The following is a 26670-nucleotide window of genomic DNA, read 5'->3' as shown; positions in this document are numbered from 1 at the left end:
GGACCGGCCCTGCGGGAACGGCGGATGCGATGGCGAGGGCCACGGCGGCCGGGGAAGCGGCGGCCGGCACGGCCGGCACGGCGTCAGCGTGCGGCGTGACAGCCCGTGCTGGTGACACGCACGTAGTCCACGTGGCGGCGGGTCACGAGCCGGAGCGTCATGACGTCAGGTAACCACAGCACCGCGTCGCGTACAACCCGCCTCGTCTCCGCGCGCGGGAGCCGCCGGCGCGCGCTCGATGCCGGACGGACGGGGACGGGGCGGGGGCGGTGGGCCCCCGCCACCACCCCCGGGACACGGGGTCAGGGAAGCAGCACCAGTTCCCGGCCGGTCCGGTTGAGCCGCTCCCCGCCGTTCTCGGTACAGATCACGATGTCCTCGATCCTGGCCCCGTAGCGGCCGGGCAGATAGATGCCCGGCTCCACGGAGAAGGCCATCCCCGGCTCCAGCGGAAGCTGATTGCCCGCCACGATGTAGGGCTCCTCATGGCTCTCCAGTCCGATGCCATGACCGGTCCGGTGGATGAAGTACGGCCCGTACCCGGCCTCGGTGATCAGATCGCGGCCGATCGCGTCCAGTTCATGGGCGCGCAGGCCGGGCCGTACCGCCTCGGTCTGGGCGCGCTGGGCGCGCAGCAGCACCTCGTACGCGCGCCGGAACTCCTCGGGCGGCTCACCCATCGCGTAGACGCGGGTGGAGTCGGAGCAGTACCCCTCCTCGGTGGTGCCGCCGATGTCGACGACCACCGGATCGCCCGCCCCGATCACCCGGTCGGACAGTTCGTGGTGCGGACTGGCGCTGTGCGGCCCGGAGCCGACGATCACAAAGTCCACCCGGACATGCCCCTCGGCGACGATCGCGTCGGCGATGTCCCGCCCCACCTCACGTTCGGTCCGGCCGGGCCGCAGCCACTCGGCCATCCGGGAGTGCACCCGGTCGATCGCCGCCCCGGCGCGCCGCAGCGCCTGCGCCTCCGCCGGGGTCTTGCGCGCCCGCAGCGCGTACAGCACCTCCCCCGCCAGCACCTGTTCGGCCTCCGGCAGCGCGGCCCGGAAGGCCAGTGACTTCTCGGTCCACATCCGGTTGTCGAGGGCGACCCGGCGCGGGGCGCGCGGGAGCCGGGCGGCGATCAGGGCATAGGGGTCGTCGGTCTCGTCCCAGCCGGTGATCCCGATCCCGAGGCGCCCGGCGTGCGATGCCTCGGCGGCGGGCCTCTCCAGGGCCGGTACGACCAGGAACGCCTCGCCGTCCGAAGGCAGGACCAGACAGGTGAGGCGCTCCAGCGGCTGCGCGTCGTAGCCGGTGAGATAGCGCAGATCGGCTCCGGGCGAGACCAGCAGGACATCGATCCCGGCGGCGGACGCGGCCTCCCGGGCCCGGTCGAGTCGGTCTGCCTGGCAGCGTGGTGTCATCAGCGGGCCTCCGAGGCGTGCGCGGTCCCGTGCGCCCCCCGCGAGGGGCGTACGGAGATCCTCTGGACGATTCATCGTTAGGGTGGGCGAAGCCAATCAATTTCTCGGCTCGGCGGGATCATCGCGAGACGGAATGTCGTGAAGGGACCTCCCCATGGGGGATATGTCGCGTCCGGAGCCATCGGGTGACCGGCGCCCTGGACGGATCGGTATCGGTCTCGCCCTGGACGCGGTGCACTTCAGGATCCTCGATGTGCTGCGTACCCAGGGGCGTATCTCCATCGCCGCCCTGGCCGAGCGGATCGGGGTCTCCCGGGCGAACGCCTACACCCGCTTCGAGGCGCTGCGCGCGGACGGTGTGGTGAGCGGATTCTCCGCGCGGGTCGATCCGGCGCGGGTGGGGCTCGGCGTCTGCGCGCTGGTCTTCGTCACCGTACGGCAGGAGATGTGGCCGCAGTTCAGGGCCGCGCTGACGCGGATGCCCGAGGTGGAGTACTGCGCCATCACCACCGGTCAGCACGATGCGATGATCCAGATCCGGGTGCCCGACGTGGGCGCGGTGCACCGGCTCGTCACCGAGCGGCTCGCCGGTATCCCCGCGGTGCGCGCCACGGAGACGGTGATCATCCTGGACGAGGTGCTCCGCCGGCCCTATGTCCTGCCCTCGGACATCTCCGGTGGCCCGGCGCGCAGCGCGGACCCGTCGGACGGGGCTCCGGACGGGGCGCCGCCCGATGTCCCGCCCGTGGCCGACCGGTTCGGTATGACCCGCTTCATCCCCGCCGCCGAGGGCCGGTCCGGTCTCGGGCGCGGACCTGACGCCTGATCCGGAGGGCGGAGCCGTCCCCGTCCCGGACGGGGACGGGCACCTGCCGGGGGCACGGACGGTGTGCACGGGGCCGGGCGTCGGCTCACGAGAGGCGCGCGGTCGGCGGTGCGGGAGTGCCGCTGGAGCAGGGGGCGCTCCCCTGCGTTCGATGACAGGTCCGCGTGCGCCAAGCGCCGGGAGGATGCGCCTTCACAGGGTCGGTGGCGGCGGCAAATCTGTACCGAGGGTGCTCGTGAACCCACCGCGTTCACGCGGGTGGAGGGTGTCCGCGGCGGCTCCGCCGGAGGACCGGGGGTGCCGCGGCGCGGCGGCCGGCCGGGCCGGGTGAGCCCCACCGTCCTCAGTCCGTTCTCAGTCCGTCCTCAGCGCGGCCGACCGCCGTGCGTCCACGCGTGATGCGGGAGCCCGACATGCCGTACGAAACCGTCTCGGCCACGGCCGAGGTGAACACCGTCCGCGGCCCCGTGCCGGTCGGCGGACTGGGCCAGGTCCTGATGCACGAGCACATCTTCGTCCTCAGCCCCGAGTTCGTCACCAACCATCCCGAACACGCCGGGTTCAGGGAGTCCGAGGCGGTGCCCCAGGCGGTGCGGCGGCTGACGGAACTCGCCGCCACGGGCATCTCCACCATCGTCGACCCGACGGTGATCGGACTCGGCCGCTACATACCCCGGATCCAGCGGGTGGCCGAGCGGGTCGACCTCAATATCGTCGTGGCGACGGGGCTCTACACCTATGAGGACGTCCCGCACTTTCTGAGCCTGCGCGGTCCCGGCACCCTGCTGGGCGGTGACGATCCGCTGGTGGAGATGTTCATCGCCGACATCACCGACGGCATCGCGTACACGGGGGTGAAGGCGGGCATCCTCAAGTGCGCGACCGACGCGCCCGGTCTGACCTCCGGTGTGGAGCGGGTGCTGCGGGCCGTCGCCCAGGCGCATCGCGCCACCGGGGTCCCGATCCTGACGCACACCCACGCGCAGACGCGCCGCGGTATCGAGCAGCAGGACGTGTTCGCCGCGGAGGGCGTGGATCTGACCCGGGTGGTCATCGGGCACTGCGGCGACACCGCCGACCTGGACTATCTGATGACGATCGCGGACCGGGGCTCCTTCCTCGGTATGGACCGCTTCGGCCTCGATGTGTTCCTGCCGTTCGAACAGCGGGTGGACACCGTCGCCGCCCTGTGCGCACGCGGCTACACCGACCGGATCGTGCTGGCGCACGACGCCTCCTGCTACATCGACTGGCTTCCGATGCGCGATCTGCCCGTCCTCCTGCCGAACTGGCACTATCTGCACATCTCGCGGGAGGTGCTGCCCGCCCTGCGCCGACGGGGCGTGACGGAGGAGCAGATCACCACCATGCTGGTCGACAATCCGAGACGGATCCTCGAATGCCGTGGCGCGTACTGACTCGAACGCCGTGGCGCGTACCGAGGGACCGCGCGAGCGCGGGACACCGCCCCACCGGGCGGAGCCGACGCCCCTCGCCGGTCACCGGGCGCCGGGAGCGGCACGGGCGGACGGGGAGAGATAGGCGCGGCAGCGCAGCCCGCCCGGCAGGTCCGGCAGCCGCCGGAGCCGCCAGCCGCGCGTGTACGACGGCGGCTCGCCGTCCCCGTCCACCACGACGGCCACCGGCCCGTCGCGGGCGGCGGCGAGGAGTCCGGCGGGGGTGACGCTGGCGTCGTGTCCGCCGGTCTGACGCGAGGCGCAGCCGGACCGGAAGGCGATACGGACGGCTTCCGCGCCGCTGATCACACAGGGCGGCCGGACCCCCTGGCGGGCCAGCTCCGCCGCCACCCGGCCGAACGCCATCTGACCGGCGCGGCTGCGGGCGGCGACACCGTCGAGTACCGCGTACTGGACCGCGAGATGCCCGGTCAGCGCCACGGCGAGCACGGTCACCGCCAGCGGGCGCGGGCGCAGGGATCCGCCGATCCAGGTCAGGCAGAGCGCCACCGGTAGCGCGAGCAGCGCGTAGGCGGGGAGCAGGAAGCGCGGCGCGGCATAACCGATCAGCAGCAGATACGGGACCGCCAGCACGAGACCGGTCAGCGCCGGCACCAGAACGACGGCCCCCAGCCGCCGCCGGACGGCGGCCGTCACACCGCCCGCGACCAGCGCCGGAAGGGCGAACCACCACAGGGCGGTGACCGGCCGCCGCCACGGCACGTCGCAGGGGCGGCACAGCAGCCGTCCGTCGAGTGCCCGTATCTGGTCGAAGAAGGCGAGGTGCCAGCCCAGATGCCCCTGGATCTCGCTCGCGCGGCGCAGGCGCGCGGTGAGGCCGCCATAGGCGGTGTACGCCTCGACGACCCAGGGCGCGCAGCCGGCCGCCACCCCGGCGGCGAGCACCAGCGGCAGGACGGGCCGCCGCCACTCCCGGACCAGCGGCACGACGGCGGCGAGCGGCAGGGCGAGCCAGAGGGCGTCCGAGGGGCGCATCAGCGCGACGAACGCCACTGCCCCGCCCAGACCGGCCAGGGCGGGGCGGTCGGACCGGTCGCGCGCGGCCCGCAGGAAGCAGCCGACCGCGCACAGCGACCCGAGGGCGACCCACAGATTGGGCATGACCTGCGGACCGTAGACCACGGTGATCCACAGTCCGCTGAACAGCGCCCCCGCGACGGCGAGTACCGGCACGGGGAGCAGCCGTCGCCACACCAGGAGCGCGCAGAGGAGACCGGCGCCCGAGAGCAGCGCCAGAAAGACCCGCAGAACCCCGACGGACGGGGTGAGCAGGGTGACCGGCGCGACGAGATAGGTGATGCCCCGGGCGCGCGGCGCGCTGAAGAACGCGGCGTCGGCGTCCCGGGCGACCTGGCTGACGTACACCGTCTCGTCCCAGCCGAGCCCCGAGCCGGGGACGAAGAACACGAGTTGGACGAGCGTGTAGACACCCGCGACGGCCCCGAGCAGGCCGAGGTCGCGCGCGCTCGCCCTGCCCTCCCCGGGCCGGGCCCGCGTCCCCCGTGGTCCGGACGCCACGGCCGAGATCTCTGCCATACGCACCACGCTGCATCCGCGCCGCCCGCCCCACCATCGGGACGGGGCACCCGGACGACGCGGCCGGGACCGCCCGACGCCGCTCCCACGCCCTGAACGGCGGAACCCGCCCCCGGGGAGGGCGGGTTCCCCCGTCGTACGCTGCTGCGCGCAGACACGGGACGTCGCGTGGAGCGGGTCGTCAGTCCGGGGCCGGCAGGAAGCCGGGCAGCCGGGTACCCAGCGAGAGCGTCCGCGCCCTGCGGCGGACCAGATCGGCGACCGCGAGATCGAGCACCCCCAGACCGAACGGGGAGAAGACGGTGATCCGGTCCTCGGAGCGCCGCTGGGCGGCCGGGTCCGCGAGGACGGCGCCGATCGGGGCCTCGATGAAGTCACGGCCGCCGGTCCGCTGTTCGGCGAGATGGAGCGAGGTCGCCTCCCGGCAGACATGGTCGGCGTCGTCGACCACATTGACCGCGGCCAGGACGGATTCCTCCGTGAGGTCCCGCAGCGAGAGATGGAGGACCAGCGTGCCGGGCCGGCAGGCGTCGGTGGTCAGATGCGGGGTGGCGGCCGTGGTGGCGATGCTCACCAGCCGGTGTGCGGCGAGTGCCTCGTCCGCCATGGCGGCCGGGCCGATCCGCAGCTCGGGCCAGTGGGCGGCGCAGCGCTCGGCGAACGAGCGCGCGCGCTCCTGGTCCAGGTCGAACAGGGTGACCTCCGCCAGATCGGGGAGAGCCGCCCGGAGAAAGCGGAGCACCTCGAAGTTGATCACTCCGCAGCCGACGAGGGAGACCCCGGTGTCGGGGGTCCGCGCCGCGAGCGTGGCGGCGGCCAGGGCCGCGCTCGCCGCGGTGCGCCGGGCGGAGATCACGGAGCCCTCCATGAACGCCTCGGGCATACCGGTGCTCATCGAGTTCAGGATGATCGCCGCCGACGCGCGCCGCAGACCGGCCGCCACATTGCCGGGGAACGAGGAGACCCATTTGACGCCGGCCACCGGGGTGTCGTCGCCCAGATAGGCGGGCAGGGCGATGATCCGGTTGCGCCGGTCGTCCGGGAACCTCAGGAAGACCGAGTGCGGCAGGGCGGAACGGCCCTGGTCGTGCAGTACATACGCCTGGCGGACCGCTTCCAGGACATCCTTCTCGGCGCCGTCGAGGACCTGGTGCACGTCCTCGGCTCCCAGGATCAGCATGGTGCCACCCCCATCTCGGACCTCTTCTCCTTCCACAGGTGCGACACATCACCGAAGTGACGGGTGACCCATTCGTCGTTGTAGATCGTGTCGAGGTAGCGCTCGCCCCGGTCGGGCAGGATCAGCGCGACATTCGCCCCCGCCGGAATGCGCTCGCTCAGGGCGCCGAGGGCCGCGATCAGCGCGCCGGTCGAGCCGCCGGCGAGGATCGCCTCACGGGCCGCCAGCCTGCGGCAGCCGACCACACAGTCCAGATCGGCGACATGGACGACCTCGTCGGCCAGGCCGTCGCGGTAGAGGCCGGGGCGGACCGCCGCGCCATGGCCGGGGATCAGCCGGGGGCCGGGCGGGTTGCCGAAGATGGCGCTCCCCTCGGCGTCCACGGCGACCACGGTCACCGGCAGCCGGTTGGCCCGTACGTACTCGGCGCAGCCGCGCAGGGTGCCGCACGAACTGGTGGCGCAGAAGAGGTAGTCGAGCCCGCCCGGCAGGCTGTCGACGATCTCCCCCATGGTGTTCTGATGGGCCCGCGGATTGAGCGGGTTGGAGTACTGGTCGGGCCAGTACGCGTGCCTGATCAGACTGGTGAGTTCCCGGATGCGGCGGATACGGACCGGCAGATACTCGCCGGTCGCCGGATCGGTCTCCCGGACGACCTCCACCTCGGCGCCCAGCGCCCGCATGATCGCCACGTTCTGCTGGTTGGTCCGGGGGTCGACGACACAGATGAACCGGATTCCGTAGTACGCGCACACCTGGGCGAGACCGATGCCCAGATTGCCGGAGCTGGATTCGACCACGACCGAGCGGCCCGGGACGATCCGGCCGTCACGGATGCCGTCGCGCAGCATCTCCAGCGCGGACCGGTCCTTCATGCTGCCGCCGGGGTTGTGCGCCTCCAGTTTGGCGAAGGTGCGGAACGGCCTGGACGGGTCGAGCCTGGCCAGTTCGACCAGCGGCGTCCCCCCGATGGTCCCGAGCACTCCGGCGGGTCGTACGGACCCGGGGTCAGACGGCGGCATGTCTCGTCCCCGTCCCGGGGAGTCGCGGTCCGAGCATCGTGCGAAACACGGTTGTTCCTCCTTGGTTGTGCACCGGTTGGGTCAGGAATCCACCGAGTCAGCGGTGCTCCGCCGTACCGAGCGGGAGAAGGTCGCGGCGCAGGCCAGCAGGACCATCCAGACGGCCAGGGCGGCGGCGGCCCGGTGCGCCCCCACCGCGTCCAGCAGCAGTCCGCCGGCGAGCGCGCCGACGGGCAGGGCTCCGGCGGAGAGCATGCTGGTCGCCGCGAGGACCCGTCCTCGCAGCCGGTCCGGGGTGACGGCGAGCTGGTAACTGCCGACCGCGACATTCCAGACGGGCCCGACGAACCACATCGCCGCGTAGGCGAGCGTGAGGACGACGAGATGGTCGGCGTAGACGATGACGCCCATCAGCAGCGCCCAGACCCAGTTCGCCCCGATCACCAGGGCGGCGAGCGAGAATCTGCGGCCGAACCAGGTGGCGGTGAGCGAACCGAGCACCCCGCCGGCCCCGGCGGCCCCGACCATGACGCCGATCCCGGCCGAGGACGCCCCGGCGCCGGTGGCCATCACGATGACGATCAGGAACAGCGCGCGGAAGAGGAAGTTGCTGCCCGCGACCAGCAGGGTGGTGGCCCGTACGAACGGCTGGTCCTTGAGCCAGACCAGTCCCTCCCAGACCTGGGAGGCCATGCCGCCGGCACGGCGGGGGGTCCGCTCGGCCTCGAAGTCCCCGCGTACGAGGAGCAGGCTGACCAGCGCCACCAGATAGGTCACGGCGTCGAGCAGGAACGGGACGGCCCGTCCCACGCCGAAGAGGATGCCACCCAGCGGAGTCCCGAGCATCGTCGCGGCCCGGCCGCGTGCCTCGTTGCGCGAGAGCGCGAGTCGCAACTGGCCGGGGCCGACGACATTCGGGACCGCCGCGTGCGCGGCCAGCGCGTAGAACACGGACAGGGTGCCCTCCGCGAATCCGACGACCAGGATGTGCGCCAGGCGCAGTTCACCGAGCGCCAGGGCCGCCACGATGCTGGCGGCCCCCAGGCAGCGCAGGACATCGCACCAGATCATCAGGCGTTTGCGGTTCCAGCGGTCGACCAGCGCACCGGCCGGGAGCTGGAACAGCAGGGCGGGCAGCAGGGAGAAGAAGCCGGCGATGCCCGCGTCGGACGCCGAGCCGGTCAGGGCGAGCACGAGCAGGGGGTAGGCGACCGTCGAGGCGGTCGAGCCGACGAGGGAGACGGCGGATCCGCTCCACAGCAGCATGAAGTCGCGGTTGCGGTGGAGCGGGGTCACCGGGCCGTCGGGCGGGGACTTCGCGACGGTGGTCATGGTGTGTCCCCTCCCACGGTGGCCGGTACCCGCCCCGCGGCGTACCGGCCCGGCAGACCTCGTTCGGGGGTCCTTGGCATGTTCATCAGTCAGGCACCTCGGCCAGCAGGGTCCGGTACGGCGTGAAGGGCGGTGGGCGCGAGGCGCTAGGCGCCGGCCTGCTCCATCTCACGGCGCAGGCTGAGCGGCCGCATGTCGGTCCAGACGGTGCCGATATGGGCGAGGCAGTCCGCCCGGCTGCCCCGGGTGCCCTCGGCGTGCCACCCGAGCGGCAGGGCCCGGTCGGCGGGCCAGACGGAGTACTGCTCCTCGTCGTTCACGACGACCTGGTGCGTACGCTCGTCGGTGTGTTCCTCGGCCATGGCGGCCCTCCTCGGCTTCACGGTCGCGTCATGGACGCCACGTGATCGGTGGCGACGGAAGCGAGCCTGCCGGTGGTTCACCGCGGGTTGCAGAGAAGAAAGCGCAGAGAGGCGGGCACGCGCGCTGCCGACAGTGCTGCCGCTTGTTCTCTCGTTCGGGCGCGGCCCGCCGCTGAGGCTGAGGCGCATGACTGCGAACCCATCCGCATCCACCGCCCCGCCCGCCCGCGCGGATTCCGGACGGCGGTCCGCCCCCGGGCCGGACGCGTCCGGCCAGGCCGCCGACTCCACGCTGCCGTTCGTCGTCCCGGCGCGGACGCCCGGCACGCCCGTGGCCTCGTTCCTGCCCGACGCCCGCCCGTTCATCCGTGAGCGGCTGCGCGAACACGGCGCGGTCCTGCTGCGCGGCTTCGACGTCGGCGGTGTCGAGGGGTTCGAGGACGTGGTGCGCGCGGTGTCGGGCGAGCCCCTGGCGTACGCGGAGCGCTCGTCCCCCCGCAGCACCATCAAGGGGCAGGTGTACACCTCGACGGACTATCCGCCGACCGAGGAGATCTTCCTGCACAACGAGAACTCCTACCAGGCCACCTGGCCGATGACGCTGTTCTTCTACTGTGTCCGGCCACCGGCGTCCCTGGGGGCGACCCCGCTCGCCGACACGCGCCGGGTGCTGCGGGCCATCGATCCCGCGGTGCGCGAGGAGTTCGCCGCCCGTGGCTGGATGGTGGTGCGCAACTTCATCCAGGGCTTCGGGGTGCCCTGGCAGCAGGCGTTCAACACCGACGACCGCGACGAGGTGGCCCGCTACTGCGCCCGCAACGGGGTCGAGGTGGAGTGGACGGGTGGCGACGGGCTGCGGACGCGGGCCCGCAGGAAGGCCGTGCACCGGCACCCCGTCACCGGCGAGGAGGTCTGGTTCAACCATCTCTCGTTCTTCCATGTGACCACGCTGGCCGAGGAGATCTGCTCGGGCCTGCGGGAGATGTTCGACGAGGACGAGCTGCCGACCAACACCTTCTACGGCGACGGCGAGCGCATCCCCGACGAGATCGTCGCCCATCTGCGGAGCTGCTACCGCGCGGAACTGCGCCGCTTCGACTGGCAGCGCGACGATGTGCTGCTGGTGGACAACATGCTGGCGTCGCACGCCCGTGAGCCGTTCACCGGCCTTCGGAAGATCGCCGTGGCCATGGCCGAGCCGTCGGACGCCGTGCTCCCCCGCCCGGCCTGAGCACGCGCGCTCCCCCGGCCGGCGCGCGCACCGCGCTCCCCGGTCCGGCCCGGACCCGCGCTCCCCTTCCGCGGGGCGTCCCGCTCCGCACCACCGGGTGTCCTCATCCCGGTCCCGTGAACCCCTACTTCTCGCTCTGGGAGGCGACCGATGGCAACCGGCGACGGCCCGTACCCGCTGTCATTCGCACAGGAACAGCTCTGGTTTCTCGATCAGCTACGGTCCGGAGCCACGACCGAGTATCTGCTGCACGAGGCCTTCCGGCTGCGGGGGCCGCTGGACGCCCGCGCGCTCACGGCGGCCCTGTCGGAGATCGCCGTGCGCCACGAGGTGCTGCGCACGCGCTACACCTCGGCCGACGGCGCGGGCGCGCAGACCGTGGACGATCCACGGCCGGTCCGGCCCGCCCGGGTGGATCTCTCCGGGCTGCCCGCCGACGAACGGCGGGCACGGCTGCGGGAGCTGAGCGCCGCCGAGCTGCGTACGCCGATCGATCTGCGGGAGAGCCCGCCATGGCGGACCACCCTCGTGGACCTCGGCCCCGACGACACCGCGCTGCTGGTCACCGTGCATCACATCGCCTTCGACGGCTGGTCGTGGGGGGTGCTCGCGGAGGAGATCGAGGCGCTGTACGGCGCGTTCGCGGCGGGTGAGCCGTCGCCGCTGGAGCCGCTGCCCGTGCAGTATCTGGACTACGCGCAGTGGCAGCGCGAGAGCTATGAGGCGTCCGCCGGGGCGATGGAGCGTCAGCGGGCCTACTGGCGTGCGCGCCTGGCGGATCTCGATCCGCTGGAACTGCCCGCCGACCGGCCGCGGCCGGCCCGGTGGGACTCCGCCGGGGACAGCCTGTCCTTCACGGTGCCGGCCGCGCTCGCGGCGCGGGTCGACGAGATCGGCCGGCGCGCGGGCGCGACGCCGTTCATGACGTATCTCGCGGCGTTCCAGCTTCTGCTGGCCCGGCACTCGGGCCGGCGGGACGTGGCGGTCGGGGTGTCCGTGGCCAGCCGTGACCAGGCCGAGCTGGACCAGATGATCGGGATGTTCCTCAACACCGTGGTGCTGAGGACCGATCTGTCCGGCGATCCCTCGTTCGTGGAGTTGCTGGGACGGGTCCGTGACAGCAATCTGGACGACTTCAGCCATCAGGAGGTGCCGTTCGAGCGGGTCGTCGCCGATCTGGCCCCGGAGCGTGATCCCTCCCGCAACCCGGTGTTCCAGGTGGGGTTCGCGCTGCACAACGCCCGGCGCCGGCCGCTGCGGCTGCCCGGCCTGGAGGTCTCCAAGTACGAGTCCCCGACGGCGAGTTCGGCGTTCGATCTGTCGCTGCACCTCGCCGCGCTGCCGGACGGCTCGCTGGAGGCGAAGTTCCTCTATCCGACGGCCCTGTTCGACCGGGCGCGCATCGAGCGGACGGCGGCGGGGCTGCTGCGGCTGCTGACGGACATCGCCGACCGTCCCGAGGTGTCCGTGCACCGGCTGGAGATCGTCCCCGAGTCCGAGGTGCCCCGGTTCACCGAGTGGAACCGTACGGACACGCCGGTCCCCGACCGGTCCCTGCCCGAGCTGTTCCTGGACCGGGCGCGGGCCACGCCGGACGCGGTGGCCGTGGTGTCAGGCGGTACGCGGACCCGTTACGCGGAACTCGCGGAGCGGGTCGGCGCCCTCTCCCGCCGGCTGGGAAGCCTGGGGGTCACCCGGGGCACTCCGGTCGGAGTGGCACTGCACCGCGGCACCGATCTCGTCACGGCGCTCCTGGCGGTCCTCGCCTCGGGAGGCGTGTATGTACCGCTGGCGCCCGAACATCCGGCGGAGCGGCTGGCGTTCATGGTCTCCGACGCCGGGGTCGAGGTCCTGCTCACCCAGGAGTCGCTGCGGGAGCGGCTGCCCGCCCACCCCCGGGTGGTGACCGTCGACGGCCCCTGGCACGCCGACGGACCGGCGGACACGGCCGGCACGCCTCCGGTGGGGGTCGGGGCGCTGGACGCCGCGTACATCATGTACACCTCCGGTTCCACGGGCCGGCCCAAGGGTGTGGTGGTCACCCATGCCGGAATACGCAACCGTGTGCTGTGGTCGGTGGGCCGCTACGGGCTCGGTGCGGGCGACCGGGTGCTCCAGAAGACCACCATCGGTTTCGACGCGGCGGTGTGGGAGTTCCTGTCGCCGCTCGTGGCGGGCGGCACGGTCGTCATGGCGCCCGAGGACGCCCACCGTGATCCCTCCGTCATGGTCCGGGCGGTGGCCGAGCACGGGGTGACCGTGCTCCAGCTCGTCCCCTCGGTGCTGCGGCTGCTGCTGGCCGAGACGGACCTCGGCGCGTGCTCCGCGCTGCGGCTGGTGTGCTCGGCGGGTGAACCGCTGCCCGCGGAGCTGTGCGCGCGGCTGCGGGAGACGGTCGGTGCCGAGGTGTTCAACACCTACGGCCCGACCGAGTGCGCGATCGACTCCACGGCGTGGCGTTATGACGGGACCGAGCCGGCCGAGATCGTCCCGATCGGCCGTCCGCTGCCCAATGTCCGTGTGTTCGTGGTGGATTCCGAGGACCGGCTCGTGCCGGTGGGTGTCCCCGGTGAGCTGTGTGTCGCCGGGGTCGGCCTGGCGCGCGGATACGCCGGGCGGGGAGATCTGACGGCGGACCGCTTCACCCCGCATCCCTTCCCGAGCACGCCCGGTGAGCGCTGGTACCGCACCGGGGACCTGGTGCGTCACCGCGCGGACGGCGCGCTCGAATTCGTCGGCCGGATCGACGACCAGGTCAAGGTGCGGGGGGTGCGGATCGAGCCGGGCGAGATCGAGGCGGCCCTCACGGCCCATCCGGCGGTCGCCGCCGCCGTGGTGACCGCGCACCGGCCGGAGTCCGGGGACACGGAGCTGGTCGCGTATCTCGTACCGGCTCCGGGGACGGCGCTGCCGGACCCGGAGGAGCTGCGGGCCCTGCTGGCGGCCCGGCTGCCGGAGAGCATGATCCCGTCGGTCACCGTGGCCCTCGACGCGATTCCGCTGACGCCGAACGGCAAGGTGGACCGTGGCCGGCTGCCGTCGCCGGAGAGCCGGACCCAGCCGGGCGGGACGGTCCGGACCGCCCCGCGTACGCCCGCCGAGCGGACCGTCGCCGAGCTGATGGGCGAGATCCTCGGGGTGGAACGGGTCGGCGCCGACGACGACTTCTTCGCGCTGGGCGGGCACTCCCTGCTGGCGATCCGGCTGGTGCTGCGGCTGCGGCGCGCCTTCGGCGTCGAGCTGACGGTGGGCGAGCTGTTCCATGCCCGCACGGTCGCGGAGCTGGCGGCCAGGGTCGGGTCGGCCGGGGCGGACGCCGAGGAGCCCGGGATCAGGCCGGTGCCGCGCGGCGGGGAGCTGGCCCTCTCGTTCGGCCAGCAGCGCATGTGGTTCCTGGACCAGCTCGATCCGGGCAGCGACGAGTATGTCGTGCCGGTGGCGCTGCGGCTGCGGGGGCCGCTGGACACCGGGGTGTTCCGGCGGGCCGTGGACGCCACCGTCGCCCGGCACGAGATCCTGCGCACCCGGTATGTCTCGCGCGGCGGCGATCCGGTGCAGCTCATCGACCCGCCCGGCCCCGTGGCCTTCGCGCTGCACGATCTGTCCGGGGCACCGGACGCCGGGACCACGGCCCGGGAGCTGCTGGACCGGGCCTCCGGTCTGCCGTTCGATCTGGAGCGGGAGGCCCCGTTCCGGGTCACGGTGATCCGTACGGCGCCCGACGACCACCTCATCGGCCTGACGCTCCATCACATCGCCTTCGACGCCTGGTCGATGGGGATCTACCTCAAGGATCTCGACGCGGCGTACCAGGCGCTGGCCGCCGGGCTGCCCGCGCCGTCCCCCGACCAGCCCGTGCAGTACGCGGACTTCGCGGCCTGGCAGCGCGAACAGCAGGCGGCGGGCGAGATCGCCGGACAGCTCGCCTACTGGCGTGACCGGCTGGCCGGGCTCAGCCCCGTCGAACTGCCCGCCGACCGGCTCAGGTCGGCCGTGCGCGACGCCCGTGGTGACACGGTGATCGTGGATGTGCCGGCCGGGACGGGCCGGGGCGTGTCGGATCTCGCGGGGCGCCACGGCGCGACCTCCTTCATGGTGCTGCTGGCGGCGTTCCAGCTTCTGCTCGGCCGCTACACGGGGCGGACGGATGTCGCGGTCGGCACCCCGGTCGCGGGACGGACCCGGGAGGAGACCGAGGACCTGGTCGGCTTCTTCACCAACAACCTGGTGATCCGCAACGATCTGTCGGGCAATCCGGTCTTCACCGACTTCCTGGACCAGGTGCGCACGGTGTCCCTGGAGGCGATGGCCCATCAGGACGTGCCGTTCGAGCATCTCGTGGACGCGCTGCGGCCCGACCGCGATCTCTCCCGCAATCCGCTGTTCCAGGTGATGTTCGAACTCCAGCACATGGAGGGGGTGCCCGCGACCCTCGGTGAGTCGGTCATCGAGCCGGTCAACACCGGTCCCTCTGTGGCCAAGTTCGATCTCACCCTGACGGTCAAGCAGCGTGCGGACGGCCGGCTGCACTGCTGGTTCGAGTATGCGACGGGGCTGTTCGAGCGCTCCACGATCGAGCGGATGGCCGGGCACTATCTGGCGCTGCTGAACAGCGTGACGGCCGGTCCCGGCGCGCGGATCGGCGAACTGGCGCTGCTCACCGAGGCCGAGCACCGGACGCTGGTGGACATCTGGGCGGACCCGGAGCGTGACCGGCTCGCCCTGCTCGACCCCGCCGCGGAGCACGCGCTCTCCGTGCCCGAGCTGTTCGAGCGGCAGACCGCGCGGACACCGGATGCGGTCGCGGTGGTGGCCGGGGAACTGGAGATCACGTACACGGAGCTGAACGCCCGCGCCAACCGGTTCGCGCACCGGCTGCGCTCCCTGGGCGTCGGTCCCGAGACGGTCGTCGCGTCCTGCCTGGAGCGCAGCGCGGAGGCCGTGGTGGTGCTGCTGGGGGTGCTCAAGGCCGGCGGGGTGTACGCCCCGTTCGACCCGCTGCACCCGCTGGAGCGGCTGCGCTTCATGGTGGGCGATGTCGGGGCGTCGGTGGTGGTCACGGCCGGGGACTTCGCGCAACGGCTGGGGAGCGGCCCGTACCGTGTGATCACCGTCGACGGCCTGGACACGAGCGGCGGACCGGGGACGGCGGCGGACCACGGTCCGGCGGCCGGACCGGGGACGACGGCCGGACCGGGAGCGGCGGCCGGACCGGAAACGACGGCCGGTCCTGAGGCCTCCGCCGACGTGCCCGTACCGGTGGCCCCGGGCAATCTCGCGTACATCATCTATACCTCCGGCTCCACCGGGCGCCCCAAGGGGGTGATGATCGAGCACCGCTCCTACGCCCACCACTGCCGGGTGATCGCGGACGAGTACGGCATCGAGCCGGGGGAACGGGTGGTGCTGCTCTCCGCGCTCACCTTCGACGTGGCGATGGACCAGATCGCGGCCACCCTGACGGCCGGCGCCACGATCGTGGTGGGCGATCCGGTCTTCTGGACGCCCGCGGAACTGCCCGCCCGGCTCGCCGAGCACGGTGTGACGATCGTGGAGATCACCCCCGCCTACTACCGGGCGATGGCGGAGTCCGGCTCGCTGCACCGGCTGACGGGTCTGAAGCTGATGAATGTCGGCAGTGACGTGGTCACGGCGGCCGACGCGCGGCGCTGGGCCGAGACCGGGCTGCCCGGACGCTTCCTGTGCAACTACGGGCCCACCGAGGCCACCGTCACCTGCCTCCTCCACCGGGTCGGCGCGGAACCCGGCACGGAACAAGGCACGGAACAGGGCGCCTCCGCGCTGCCCCTCGGACGGCCGGTGGCCGGGACCCGGGCCTATGTGCTGGACGCGGATCTGCGCCCGGTGCCGGCCGGTGTGCCGGGTGAGCTGTGCCTCGGCGGGGTGCGGCTGGCCCGTGGCTACCACGGCAGGCCGGAGCTGACCGCCGACCGGTTCGTCCCCGATCCGCTGGGCACCGAGCCGGGCGGGCGGCTGTACCGGACCGGTGATCTCGTACGCCACCGGCCCGACGGCGTCATCGAGTTCCTGGGCCGGATCGACCACCAGGTCAAGATCCGCGGCCTGCGGATCGAGCTGGGCGAGATCGAGGCGGCGCTGGTGCGCCATCCCGCGATCCAGGAGGCCGTGGCCGTGGCGGCGGAGGTGGCGCCCGGGGACAGGCGGCTGGCCGCGTATCTGGTGGCGCGGCCGGACAGCTCGGTCCCCGCCATCGGCGAACTCCGCACCCATCTGGGCGAGTTGCTGCCCGAGTACATGATCCCCTCGCTGTGGGTGACACTTCCGGCGCTGCCGCTGACCACCAGCAAGAAGGTGGACCGCACGGCGCTGCCCGATCCCGTGCTCGCCCGGACGGACGGCGGACGGGAGTACCTGGCACCGCGCGACCCGGCGGAGGAGACCGTCGCCGCGATCTGGTGCGAGGTGCTCGATCTGGCGCGGGTCGGCGCCCTGGACGACTTCTTCGCGCTGGGCGGCCATTCTCTGCTGGCCACCCGGGTTCTCGCACGGATCAGAGAGGCGTTCGCGGTCGACCTGCCGCTGCGCAGGCTGTTCGAGGCCACCACGGTGGCCGCGCTGGCCGAGGCGGTGTCCGAGGCCGTCGAGGCCGAGATCGCCGGGCTGTCGGACGACGAAGTGGCGGGACTGCTGTCCCAGAGGAGTGCGCGATGACCGAGACCAGCAACCGGGCGGCGCTGCGGCAGGAACTGCTGCGGCAGCGGCTGAGCGGCCGGGCGGCGCCCCGGCGGAGCGACGGCATCGGCCGGGCCCCGCGCGGCGGCCCGCTGCCGCTGTCCTTCGCACAGCGCCGGCTGTGGATCCTCGACCAGCTCCAGCCGGGCGGCACGGAGTATCTGATGACCGCGGCCCTGCGGCTGCGGGGCGAGCTGGACCCGTCCGCACTGCGCACGGCACTGGACGGGACGGTGGCCCGGCACGAGGTGCTGCGTACCCGCTATCCGGTGGTGGGCGACGAGCCGGTGCAGATGATCGACGAGCCGGGCCCGGTACCGCTGACCGAGCTGGACCTCGGCGGACTCGACCGGGAAGAGGCGGATGCCCGGCTGGCGGCCCTCGTCACCTCCGAGCGGCACCCCGTCGATCTGGCGACCGGTCCCGTCCTGTCCGCGACCCTGGTCCGGCTGGCGCGTGACGAGCACGCGCTGCTGCTGACCTTCCATCACATCGCCTCGGACGGCTGGAGCGAGGACCTGCTGGTGGCCGAGGTGGCGGCCCGCTACGGCGACGCGGTGGCCGGCCGTCCCACGGCGGAGCCGCAGAACCCCTTGCAGTACGCGGACTTCGCGGTCTGGCAGCGCGAACGGCTCTCCGGGGAGCTGCTGGACAAGCAGCTCGCCCACTGGCGTGAGCGGCTGGCCGGGCTGGAGCCGCTGGAGCTGCCCACGGACCGGCCGCGTCCGGCGGTCCGCGAGGTCGCGGGCGGCCAGGTGCCGCTCAGGGTCCCGGCGGAGGTGGCGGGGCGGCTGACGGAGCTGGCGCGCGCCCGGGGCGCCACCCCTTTCATGGCGCTGACCGCCGCGTACGCGGTGCTGCTCGGCCGCTGGAGCGGACAGCGGGACGTGGCCGTCGGCACGCCCGTGGCCGGCCGCGACCGGCCCGAGGTGCAGGACATGGCAGGACTGTTCCTCAACACCCTGGTCCTGCGGACCGATCTGTCCGGCGCGCCCTCCTTCACGGAGGTGCTGCGCCGGGTACGGGAGACGGCGCTGGACGCGTACGCCCATCAGGAGGTGCCCTTCGAGCGGCTGGTGGACGAGCTGGCGCCGGAGCGCGATCCGTCCCGTACCCCGCTGTTCTCCGCGATGCTGCTGTGGCAGGAGGAGTCCGCGGCGGCGGCCGGACCACGGACCATGGGCGGGCTGACGGCGGGCCGGCTGCCGGTCGGTGAGAGCACGGCCAAGTTCGATCTGACGCTGGGGGTGTCCGAGCTGTCCGACGGTTCCCTGTCGGGGGGCCTGAACTACGCGTCGGCCCTCTTCGACCGGGAGACCGCCGAGCGGTTCGCGACGCACTTCGCCCGGCTCCTGGAGAGCGCCACGGCCGAGCCCGGTGTGCCCGTCGACGAGCTGGAGATCCTGCCCGCCGCCGAGCGCGGCCTGCTGCTGGAGGAGTGGAACGACACCGCCAGGCCGTATCCGGCGGGAACGCTGCCCGCGCTGTTCGAGGCGCAGGCCGCCAGGACCCCGGACGCGCCCGCGCTGCGGTACGAGGGCACGGAGCTGTCGTACGCGCGGCTGGACGCCGAGGCCGACCGGCTCGCCGGCGAGCTGCGGGCGCGCGGTGTGGGCCCGGAGTCGGTGGTCGGGGTGTGTCTTCCCCGGGGCACCGGTCTGGTGGTGGCGCTGCTGGCCGTCCTGAAGGCCGGGGGCGCGTATCTGCCGCTGGATCCCGAGTACCCGCGCGACCGTCTCGCCTTCATGCTGGACGACTCCGCCGCGACGGTCGTGGTCACGGACGCGGCCCTGGCGGACCTGGTGTCCGGCGGGGACCGGCGGGTCGTGGACATCGACGCCGACCGGTCCGGGCCGGGCGGCGTGCTCCCCGGCCCCCGCCCGGCGCCGGAGCATCCCGCCTATGTCATCTACACCTCGGGGTCGACGGGCCGTCCCAAGGGGGTGGTGGTCGAACACCGCGCCATCGTCAACCGGCTGCACGGGATGCAGGAGGCGTACCTCCTGACCGCGGACGACCGGGTGCTCCAGAAGACCCCGTACGGCTTCGACGTGTCGGTGTGGGAGCTGTTCTGGCCGCTGGTGACGGGCGCCACCCTGGTGCTCGCCCGTCCCGGCGGGCACCGCGATCCCGCCTATCTCGCGGGGGTGATCACCGCCGAGGCCGTCACCACGCTGCACTTCGTACCGTCGATGCTGCGGGCGTTCCTGGCCGGACCGCTGCCCCCGTTCCCCTCGCTGCGGCGGATGATATGCAGCGGCGAGGCGCTCACCGCCGACCTGGTCACGGCCGTGCACGAGCGGATCGGCTGCGAGCTGCACAATCTGTACGGGCCGACCGAGGCCGCGGTGGACGTCACCGCCGCGCGGTGCGTGCCGGGTCTGCCCGTCACCATCGGACGGCCCGTCGCCAACACCCGTACGTACATCGTGGACGACGGGCTGCGGCCGGTCCCGGTGGGGGTGCCGGGAGAGCTGCTGCTCGGCGGTGCGCAGCTCGCCCGCGGGTATCTCGGCCGGCCGGCGCTGACCGCGGAGCGGTTCGTGCCCAGCCCGTTCGGCACCGGCACCGGCTCCGGCTCCGGCTCCGGCTCCGGTGAGCGGCTGTACCGCACCGGCGATCTGGCCCGGTACCGGAGCGACGGGAGCATCGAGTACCTCGGACGGCTGGACCACCAGGTCAAGATCCGCGGCCAGCGCGTGGAACTCGGGGAGATCGAGGCCGTCCTCGCCGAGTGCGCGGGGGTGGAGTCGGTCGCGGTCACCCTGCACGACGAGCGGCTCGTCGCCCACCTCACCCCCGCCACCGCGGATGTCGCCGCCGTACGGGAGGAGCTGCGCGGACGGCTGCCCGAGCACATGTGCCCGGCGCACTGGATGCTGCTGGACGCCCTGCCGCTGACGACCAGCGGAAAGGTGGACCGCAGGGCGCTGCCCGCGCCCGAGGACGCCCGCTCCCTCTGGGCCGGGGAGTACACCGCGCCGCGCGACGCGCTGGAGCGGACACTCGCCGACGCGTTCGCCGACGCCCTGGGCGTCGACAAGGTGGGGGTGCACGACAGTTTCTTCCAGCTCGGCGGTGACTCGCTGCGCGCGATCCGGGCCGTCGGCCGCCTGCGTGAGCAGGGGTTCGAGGTCTCCGTCCACGATCTGTTCACCCGTCAGCGGGTCGCCGAACTGGCGGAGCTGGCGCGCGGGCGGTCCGCGGGCGGTACGGCGGGCGCCGGGGCGGCCGACGCGCTCGTGGAGCGGTTCGCCCTGGTGACCGACGAGGACCGGGCCCGGCTTCCCGACGGCCTGGACGACGCGTATCCCCTGGCACAGACCCAGGCCGGGATGGTCTACGAGATGCTGGCGGCCACCGACCGGGCCGTCTACCAGAACGTCTCCTGCTACACGGTCCGCGACGCGCTGCCGTTCGACCTGGCGGCCCTGACCGAGGCGGCCCGGCTGCTGGTCGCGCGCAACGAGATCCTGCGCACCTCGTTCGATCTGTCCGGCTACTCCGAGGCCATGCAGCTCGTCCACCGGGAGGCCGAACTCCCCCTCGGCTTCGACGATCTGAGGTCCGTCCCCGCGGCGGACCAGCGGGCCGTGGTGGACGGGTTCCTGGTGGGCGAGCGGCGCAGGCCCTTCGACCTCGGCCGTCCCCCGCTGCTGCGCTACCACGTCCATCAGGTCTCCGACGAGGAGTGGTGGCTGACCCATATCGAGGCGCACGCCATCCTGGACGGCTGGAGCCACACCTCGGTGGTCGCCGAGCTGATCTCCCTGTACCGGACGGTACGGCAGGGCGGGACACCGGATCTTCCGCCGCCGCCCGAGGTGCGGTTCGCGGACTTCGTCGCGCTGGAGCGGGCCGCGCTGGCCTCGGACGAGGACCGCGCCTTCTGGGCCGCCCGGATCGGTGACGGCGAGAAGTTCGAGCTCCCGCAGGCCTGGGGCACCACGGAGCAGGACGAGAAGGCCACCATCGTCGAGGTGCCGTACCGGGATCTGCTGCCCGGTCTGCGGCGGCTCGCGGCGGCGGCCGGCGGCTCGCTGAAGAGCGTGCTGCACGCCGCGCATCTGCGGGCCCTGGGGGCCGTCACCGGCCGCAGGCGGTTCTACACCGGGCTGGTCTGCAACGGCAGGCCGGAGCTGGCCCGGGGGGACGAGGTGCGCGGGCTGTATCTCAACACGGTCCCGTTCGCCGCCGATCTGTCGGCCGCGACCTGGCGCGAGCTGGTCGGCGGGGTGTTCGCGGGCGAGGCCGAGCTGTGGCCGCACCGCCGTTATCCGATGCCGGCCATGCAGCGGGAGTGGGGCACCTCGCCCACGCTCATCGATGTGGCCTTCGGCTATCTGGACTTCCATGTCCTGGACTGGGAGTCCGACGAGGTCGGCATGGTCGACGACTTCAGCCCCAGCGAACTCGCCCTGGAGGTGTGGACGTTCCCGGGAGTGCTGCGGCTCGGCGGCCGGCCGAGCGTGATCGGACGTGACCGGCTCGAACTGCTGGGCCGGGTCTACCGCCATGTGCTGGAGGCGATGGCCACCGACCCGGACGGTGACGCGTACGGGCTGACGCTGCCGCCCGCCGACCACGACCGGACCCTGCGCCGGGGCAACGACACCGAGCGGCCGGTGCCCGGCGACGCGCTGGTGCACGAACTGGCCGCCCGGCAGGCGGGGTCGACCCCGCACGCGGTCGCCCTGCGGTACGGGGACGAGAGCGTCGCGTACGGCGCCCTCGACGAGCGCGCCGAGCGTCTGGCGCGGCGGCTGCGCGCCCGGGGCGTCGGGCCCGACACCGTCGTCGGCCTGTATCTGCCGCGCACTCCGGACCTGGTCGTGGCGCTGCTGGCGACGCTCAAGGCGGGGGGCGCTTTCCTGCCGCTCGATCCCGAGTATCCGGCCGGGCGGCTGCGGCACATGGTGACCGACTCCGGGGTCACGGTGCTGCTCAGCACGGACGCGCTGCGCTCCGCGCTTCCCTCCGGGGTGACCTGCGCGGTGGAGAGCGTCGAGGACCTGCCCGCTGAGCTCGACGGGGAACGGGACGGCGGGAGCCCGCAGGACGGGGTGCCGCCCGACGGGGAACCGTACGACGCGGATCTGCCCGGCGGGCGGCCTCCCGCGCCGGATCCGGGCGGCCGGCCCTCGCTGGACAGCCTGGCCTACGTGATCTACACCTCCGGTTCCACCGGACTGCCCAAGGGCGTCGGGGTGCCGCACCGGGGACCGCTCAACCTGCGGTACGCGCAGCGGGAACACCTCGATGTGCGCGAGGGCGACCGGGTGCTCCAGTTCGCCTCGCCGAGCTTCGACGCCTTCGTCTGGGAGGTGATCATGGCGCTCACCAACGGGGCGGAGCTGGTGCTGCCTCCGCCGGACACGGACCCCGGTGATCTGCGGCAGCAGGCCGGGCTGGTCACCCATATGACCCTGCCGCCGTCCCTGCTCGACCGGCTGACGCCCGCGGACTTCCCCCGGCTGAGGGTGCTGGTGTCCGCAGGGGAGGCCTGCTCCGCCGAGCAGGCGGCGCGCTGGTCGGACCGGGTGACCTTCATCAACGCCTACGGACCGACCGAGACCTCCGTGTGCGCCACCCTCGCGCCCGTGTCCCCCGCCGGGGCGGGCGCCCGGCCGGGCCCGCCGTCGATGGGCCGGCCCATCGGGAACTTCCAGGTGTACGTCCTCGACGCGGACCTCCGCCCGGTGGCGGACGGCGTCCAGGGCGAGCTGTATGTGGGCGGCGCAGGGCTGGCCCGGGGGTATCTCAACCGTCCGGAGCTCACGGCGGAACGCTTCGTGCCGGACCCGTACGGCGACCGCCCCGGGGCACGGCTCTACCGCACCGGGGACCTGGTGTCGCGCAACGCCGACGGCACCCTCCAGTACCACGGCCGCCAGGACCACCAGGTGAAGGTGCGCGGACTGCGCGCCGAGCCCGGTGAGATCGAGAATCTGCTGCTCGGCCATCCCGCGGTGGCCTCGGCGGTGGTCACGGTGCACCGCGCGGGCACGGCCGACGCGACCCTGGTGGCGTACGCCAGGACCGCGCCGGGGCGCACGGCGGAGCCGTCCGAGCTGCGTGAGCGTCTGCGCGGCCGGGTGCCGAAGGCGCTGCTCCCGACGCACTACTTCGTCCTCGACACCTTCCCGCTCACCCCCGCGGGGAAGGTCGACCGCGCGGCCCTGCCCGTACCGGACGGTGCGCGCCCCGCGCTCCTGGCGCGGTACGTGGCTCCCTCGGGCGAGCTGGAGGAGGCCATCGCCGAGGCGTGGAGCGAGGCGCTGAACATCGAACGCGTCGGGGCGGAGGACGACTTCTTCGAGCTGGGCGGTCATTCGCTGGCCCTGATGAGGATCGTGGCGACGCTGCGCGCCCGGCACGGTCTGGAGCTGCGGTTCCGGTCGTTCATCGAGCACCGTACGGTCGCCGGGCTGGCGGCGAGCGTCGAGGCCGCGCGGGGCGCGTCGGCCGCGGCGGACGAGGAGGACGGCCGGGCGATGCTGTGGATCCGCGAGGAGGGCAGCGGCCGTCCGCTGTTCTTCGTCCACCCCGGGGGCGGCAGCGCCCACTGGTATCTGCGGCTCGCCCCGCATCTGCGGACCGGCCGGCCGGTGGCGGCGTTCGAGTGGCCGGGACCGCACGCGTCGGCCGCCCCGCCGACCGCCGAGGAGATGGCCGAGCGCTATCTCACCGAGCTGAGGGTCCTCCAGCCCGTCGGGCCGTATGTGCTCTTCAGCTGGTGCGGCGGCAGCGGTATCGCCTCGGAGATGGCGCACCGGCTGGTGAGCGCGGGCGAGGAGGTCACCTTCATGCTCCTCGACCCGGGCCTCGACGCGCACGAGCGGGCCGAGGGATGGCGGGAGCTGGCGCTGATCCGCCGGCTGGAGCGGCTGGTCGACCAGGTGGCGCGGGGCGGTGCGGAGGCGGACACCCCGGAGCGCCGGGCGGAGATCCTGGATCTGCTGAACCACCTGGTCGACGATGTCGACGAGGAGACCGGGATCACGCTGCCCGACGAGGGCGTGGGCGAGGCCTGGCCGCGGGCCGCCCGGATCTGGCGGGAGGTGATGGAGATGGACCTCGCGTACCGGCACCGGCCGTTCCCCGGCAGGCTCCATCTCATCGTCAGCGATGAACTCGCCCAGGGCGAGCACGAGGTGGCGTTCGGTCAGACGTTCGAGGACTATGTGAGCCGCTGGCGCGAGCTGCTGACCGAGGGGGTGGAGGTCCACCGGGTGCCGGGCGACCACTTCGGGGTGATGAAGCCACCGCATGTGGCACGGCTGGCGGAGGTCATCGACGCGGTGATCGCCGGCGAGGGGCCGACGGACGGCTGACGCGGCTCACGGCTCACGGCTCACGGCCGAGGGCGGGAGCCTACGGAGAGCGGTGGGACACCGGAGGACGGTGTCCCACCGCTCTCGTGCGCGCCGGTCGCCGTACGGACGGGCGCCGGACGCGCGGGGGACGGACGTACGCGGGGTGCCCGCACGCGGGGCGGTCGTACACAGGCGGGCGTACCCGGGGGCGGGCGTACCGGAGGCGGTCGTACCCGGGGCGGTGCCCGTACCGGGCGTACCCCGTCGGCAGGGCGGTGGTCCATGTCCGCCGGGCTCGTGGGCGTGCGGGCTCGTGGGCGTGCGGGCTCGTGGGCGTGCCCGACAGGCGGGCGTGCCGGCAGGCGGTGGCGCGGACGGGGCACCGGGTCCGCACAGGACAAGGCCCGGGGCGGTCCTGATGGTCAGGACCGCCCCGGGCCGGGAACCGCGGGCAGTACGGGTCAGTCTCCGTCGGTCACCGCGACGAGGCGGAGTTCGGAGGTGTACGTGTTGCCCTCGTCATCCGTCAGCCAGGCCTGCTCCGGCGTCGGCAGCATCTCCGACACCGTCATCCGCGCCCCCGGATCCTTACGAGCCAACCGACGCGCCGCCTTCGCGAAAATATTCACATACACCGGACTGTCGAAATCCACGAAGAACGGACGCGGCTCCGCCGGAGACACCACAAACACCCACCGCGGCAACTCCTGCGCCACACGCCACTGACGCGCCCGCACAAACCGACGCGCCTCACTCTTCTCCCCCGCGAACTCCATCCCCGACGCAACGAACCGCCAGGTCTCGCGCGCCACCACGAGCGAATCGACGGCGACCCGCGGCGAACGGTCGCTCTCCGGAAGGATCTGGAAGAGATCCATCACCAGGGTGGTCAGTACGTGCGAGAAGACATCGACGGCGTCGAACACCTTCCCGTCGGGCACCACCACGACCAGACGGTCTCCCCGCCGTTCGACCCGGGCGTCGGCGCTCAGCACCGTATTGGGCCGGCCCGGGTCGGCCGTGTGGTCCAGGAGCGCGACATGGTAGTCCTCCGGCCGCACCAGGGAGTGTCTGATCCGGGCGGAGAGCCGGGACTTGTGCTCCTTGGGCAGCAGCGGCATCAGCCGTGGACCGGGGTGGTCGCGGCTGGTCCTCGCGATCAGCTCCCCGGGGTCGGGGTGCTGGTGGACGAAGAGGGACGCGCCCAGGGTGTTGGTGGCGAGATGGAGTTCGCCGAGGACGAGTTCGAACTCGCCGCGCTCCAGCGCGTCCTGGCCGGCCGCGGCGACCATCACGTCCGGGCTGAGATAGCGGGCCGCCGTCCAGCCCGTCCCCGTACCGCCGAACGCCTCCTCCACCCGGCCGGCGATCTCCGCAGCCGGCACCCGGACCCGGCGGACCCCCTCGGGCACACGCAGGATGTCGCTCCAGCGCCGGCGGAACTCCTCCTGGAGACGCCTCGCGTCGGCGGCGCCTTCCCCGTGCAGCACCGGCAGACAGCCGAACCAGAAGGACGCCAGATCCACCGTGCCGTCCCCGCCCGCCTGAGCGGCGAGCCGGTCGAACACCTCACCGGCCCGGTGCATCACCCGCTCGGCGAGCCGTGAGGTCAGCCAGGTGGCGCTGGTCATGAAGAGATCCAGCGGGGCCAGCGCCGTCACGAGGTCGCCCCCGATCACGGCCTGCGCCGAGCGTACGCAGTCGGAGTAGACGAGGGCCCGGCACGGCGCGGTGGTGGCGCCCTTCTCGCGCTGGGCGGCCGCCTCCGTGAGCCGCTCGAAGTCCTCCTCCAGCCCCGCCATCGCCGTGATCAGCCGCTCCGGATCGTCCCCGGCCTCCCGGACACGGTCGCGTCCGCGCTCCAGTACGTCCAGTTTCGCGAGCGCGGTGTCCCGTACGGCGGGGTCGCCGATCCGGTCCAGGATCTCCCGCAGCTTCCGCTCGGGACGGGTGTCGGCGGGAACGTCCAGCCGCCAGGTGACACAGCGGAGTCCCACCAGGGTGTCGAGCGCCTCGGTGACATCGGTGTCCGGTCCCAGCAGTTCCTGGATGGCGTGGGCGGAGCGTATGCCGTCGCAGAGTTCGAGAACGCGGAGCACCTCCGCGGAGACGTCGCGGGTGGGGCGTCCCGGTACGCGTACGGTCCCGTCCACGACCCCCACGAACGGGACCCGGCGCGGCGCGACCCACTCCCGCACCCCCTCGACCCCACCGATCACCCGAGCCAGAGCGTCCACCGACCAACTCGAGAAATACACCTC

General features: G+C 73.1%; 12 protein-coding genes. 5 read left to right on the top strand and 7 right to left on the bottom strand.

Translation table 11 applies throughout. The features are described from left to right. Positions 1-302: 302 nt before the first annotated feature. Positions 303-1412 carry a M24 family metallopeptidase gene (locus ACFYYH_RS21895; RefSeq protein ID WP_388553511.1) on the bottom strand — a complete coding sequence of 370 codons (1110 nt, stop codon included), beginning with the start codon at positions 1410-1412 and terminating at the stop codon, positions 303-305. A gap of 154 nt (positions 1413-1566) precedes the next feature. Here ACFYYH_RS21895 and ACFYYH_RS21890 point away from each other — a divergent pair, with 154 nt between their 5' ends. Both ACFYYH_RS21890 and ACFYYH_RS21885 read left to right on the top strand, forming a co-directional pair. Next, positions 1567-2238: an Lrp/AsnC family transcriptional regulator gene (locus ACFYYH_RS21890; protein ID WP_388553508.1), complete on the top strand. Its 672-nt coding sequence runs from the start codon at positions 1567-1569 to the stop codon at positions 2236-2238. A gap of 413 nt (positions 2239-2651) precedes the next feature. Then, positions 2652-3656 carry a phosphotriesterase gene (locus tag ACFYYH_RS21885; RefSeq protein WP_388553506.1) on the top strand — a complete coding sequence of 335 codons (1005 nt, stop codon included), beginning with the start codon at positions 2652-2654 and terminating at the stop codon, positions 3654-3656. A gap of 81 nt (positions 3657-3737) precedes the next feature. Here the strand turns inward: ACFYYH_RS21885 and ACFYYH_RS21880 are convergent, their stop codons facing one another. From ACFYYH_RS21880 to ACFYYH_RS21860, 5 genes are all read right to left on the bottom strand, one after another. After that, positions 3738-5252, bottom strand: coding sequence for a hypothetical protein (locus ACFYYH_RS21880; protein WP_388553504.1), 1515 nt, complete (start codon positions 5250-5252; stop codon positions 3738-3740). 181 nt (positions 5253-5433) lie between these two features. Further along, entirely contained in the window at positions 5434-6432 is a 999-nt protein-coding gene (gene sbnB / locus ACFYYH_RS21875) for a 2,3-diaminopropionate biosynthesis protein SbnB (protein ID WP_388553502.1), read from the bottom strand. Then, on the bottom strand, positions 6426-7454 hold the full coding sequence (sbnA, locus tag ACFYYH_RS21870) for a 2,3-diaminopropionate biosynthesis protein SbnA (protein WP_388553499.1): 1029 nt from the start codon (positions 7452-7454) through the stop codon (positions 6426-6428). Before sbnA ends, sbnB begins: the two co-directional genes overlap by 7 nt. A gap of 81 nt (positions 7455-7535) precedes the next feature. Further along, a complete protein-coding gene (locus tag ACFYYH_RS21865; RefSeq protein ID WP_388553496.1) occupies positions 7536-8786 on the bottom strand; it encodes an MFS transporter in 1251 nt (416 codons plus the stop codon). 146 nt (positions 8787-8932) lie between these two features. Continuing rightward, a complete protein-coding gene (locus tag ACFYYH_RS21860; protein ID WP_388553494.1) occupies positions 8933-9148 on the bottom strand; it encodes an MbtH family protein in 216 nt (71 codons plus the stop codon). Between the two features lie 187 nt (positions 9149-9335). Between ACFYYH_RS21860 and ACFYYH_RS21855 the strand changes: the two genes are divergently transcribed. The 3 genes from ACFYYH_RS21855 to ACFYYH_RS21845 all read left to right on the top strand — a co-directional run bounded on the left by ACFYYH_RS21855 (position 9336) and on the right by ACFYYH_RS21845 (position 24427). Next, positions 9336-10379 carry a TauD/TfdA family dioxygenase gene (locus ACFYYH_RS21855; RefSeq protein ID WP_388553492.1) on the top strand — a complete coding sequence of 348 codons (1044 nt, stop codon included), beginning with the start codon at positions 9336-9338 and terminating at the stop codon, positions 10377-10379. Positions 10380-10529: 150 nt separating this feature from the next. Further along, complete coding sequence (locus ACFYYH_RS21850) at positions 10530-17072, top strand: amino acid adenylation domain-containing protein (RefSeq protein WP_388553490.1); 6543 nt, start codon at positions 10530-10532, stop codon at positions 17070-17072. Then, positions 17069-24427: an amino acid adenylation domain-containing protein gene (locus tag ACFYYH_RS21845; RefSeq protein ID WP_388553487.1), complete on the top strand. Its 7359-nt coding sequence runs from the start codon at positions 17069-17071 to the stop codon at positions 24425-24427. The genes ACFYYH_RS21850 and ACFYYH_RS21845 overlap by 4 nt, the downstream gene beginning before the upstream one ends. Positions 24428-24870: 443 nt before the next feature. On the opposite strand, the gene ACFYYH_RS21840 is transcribed toward ACFYYH_RS21845, so the two are convergent. After that, positions 24871-26670, bottom strand: a 1800-nt coding sequence (locus tag ACFYYH_RS21840) for a lantibiotic dehydratase (protein ID WP_388553484.1), incomplete at its 5' end; no start/stop codon positions are given.

Origin of the sequence: Streptomyces sp. NPDC002018 (assembly GCF_042890865.1) — a bacterium.
Classification (GTDB): domain Bacteria; phylum Actinomycetota; class Actinomycetes; order Streptomycetales; family Streptomycetaceae; genus Streptomyces.
Note: the sequence above shows the minus strand (reverse complement) of the source record. Positions and strands in the feature narration are given on the sequence as shown.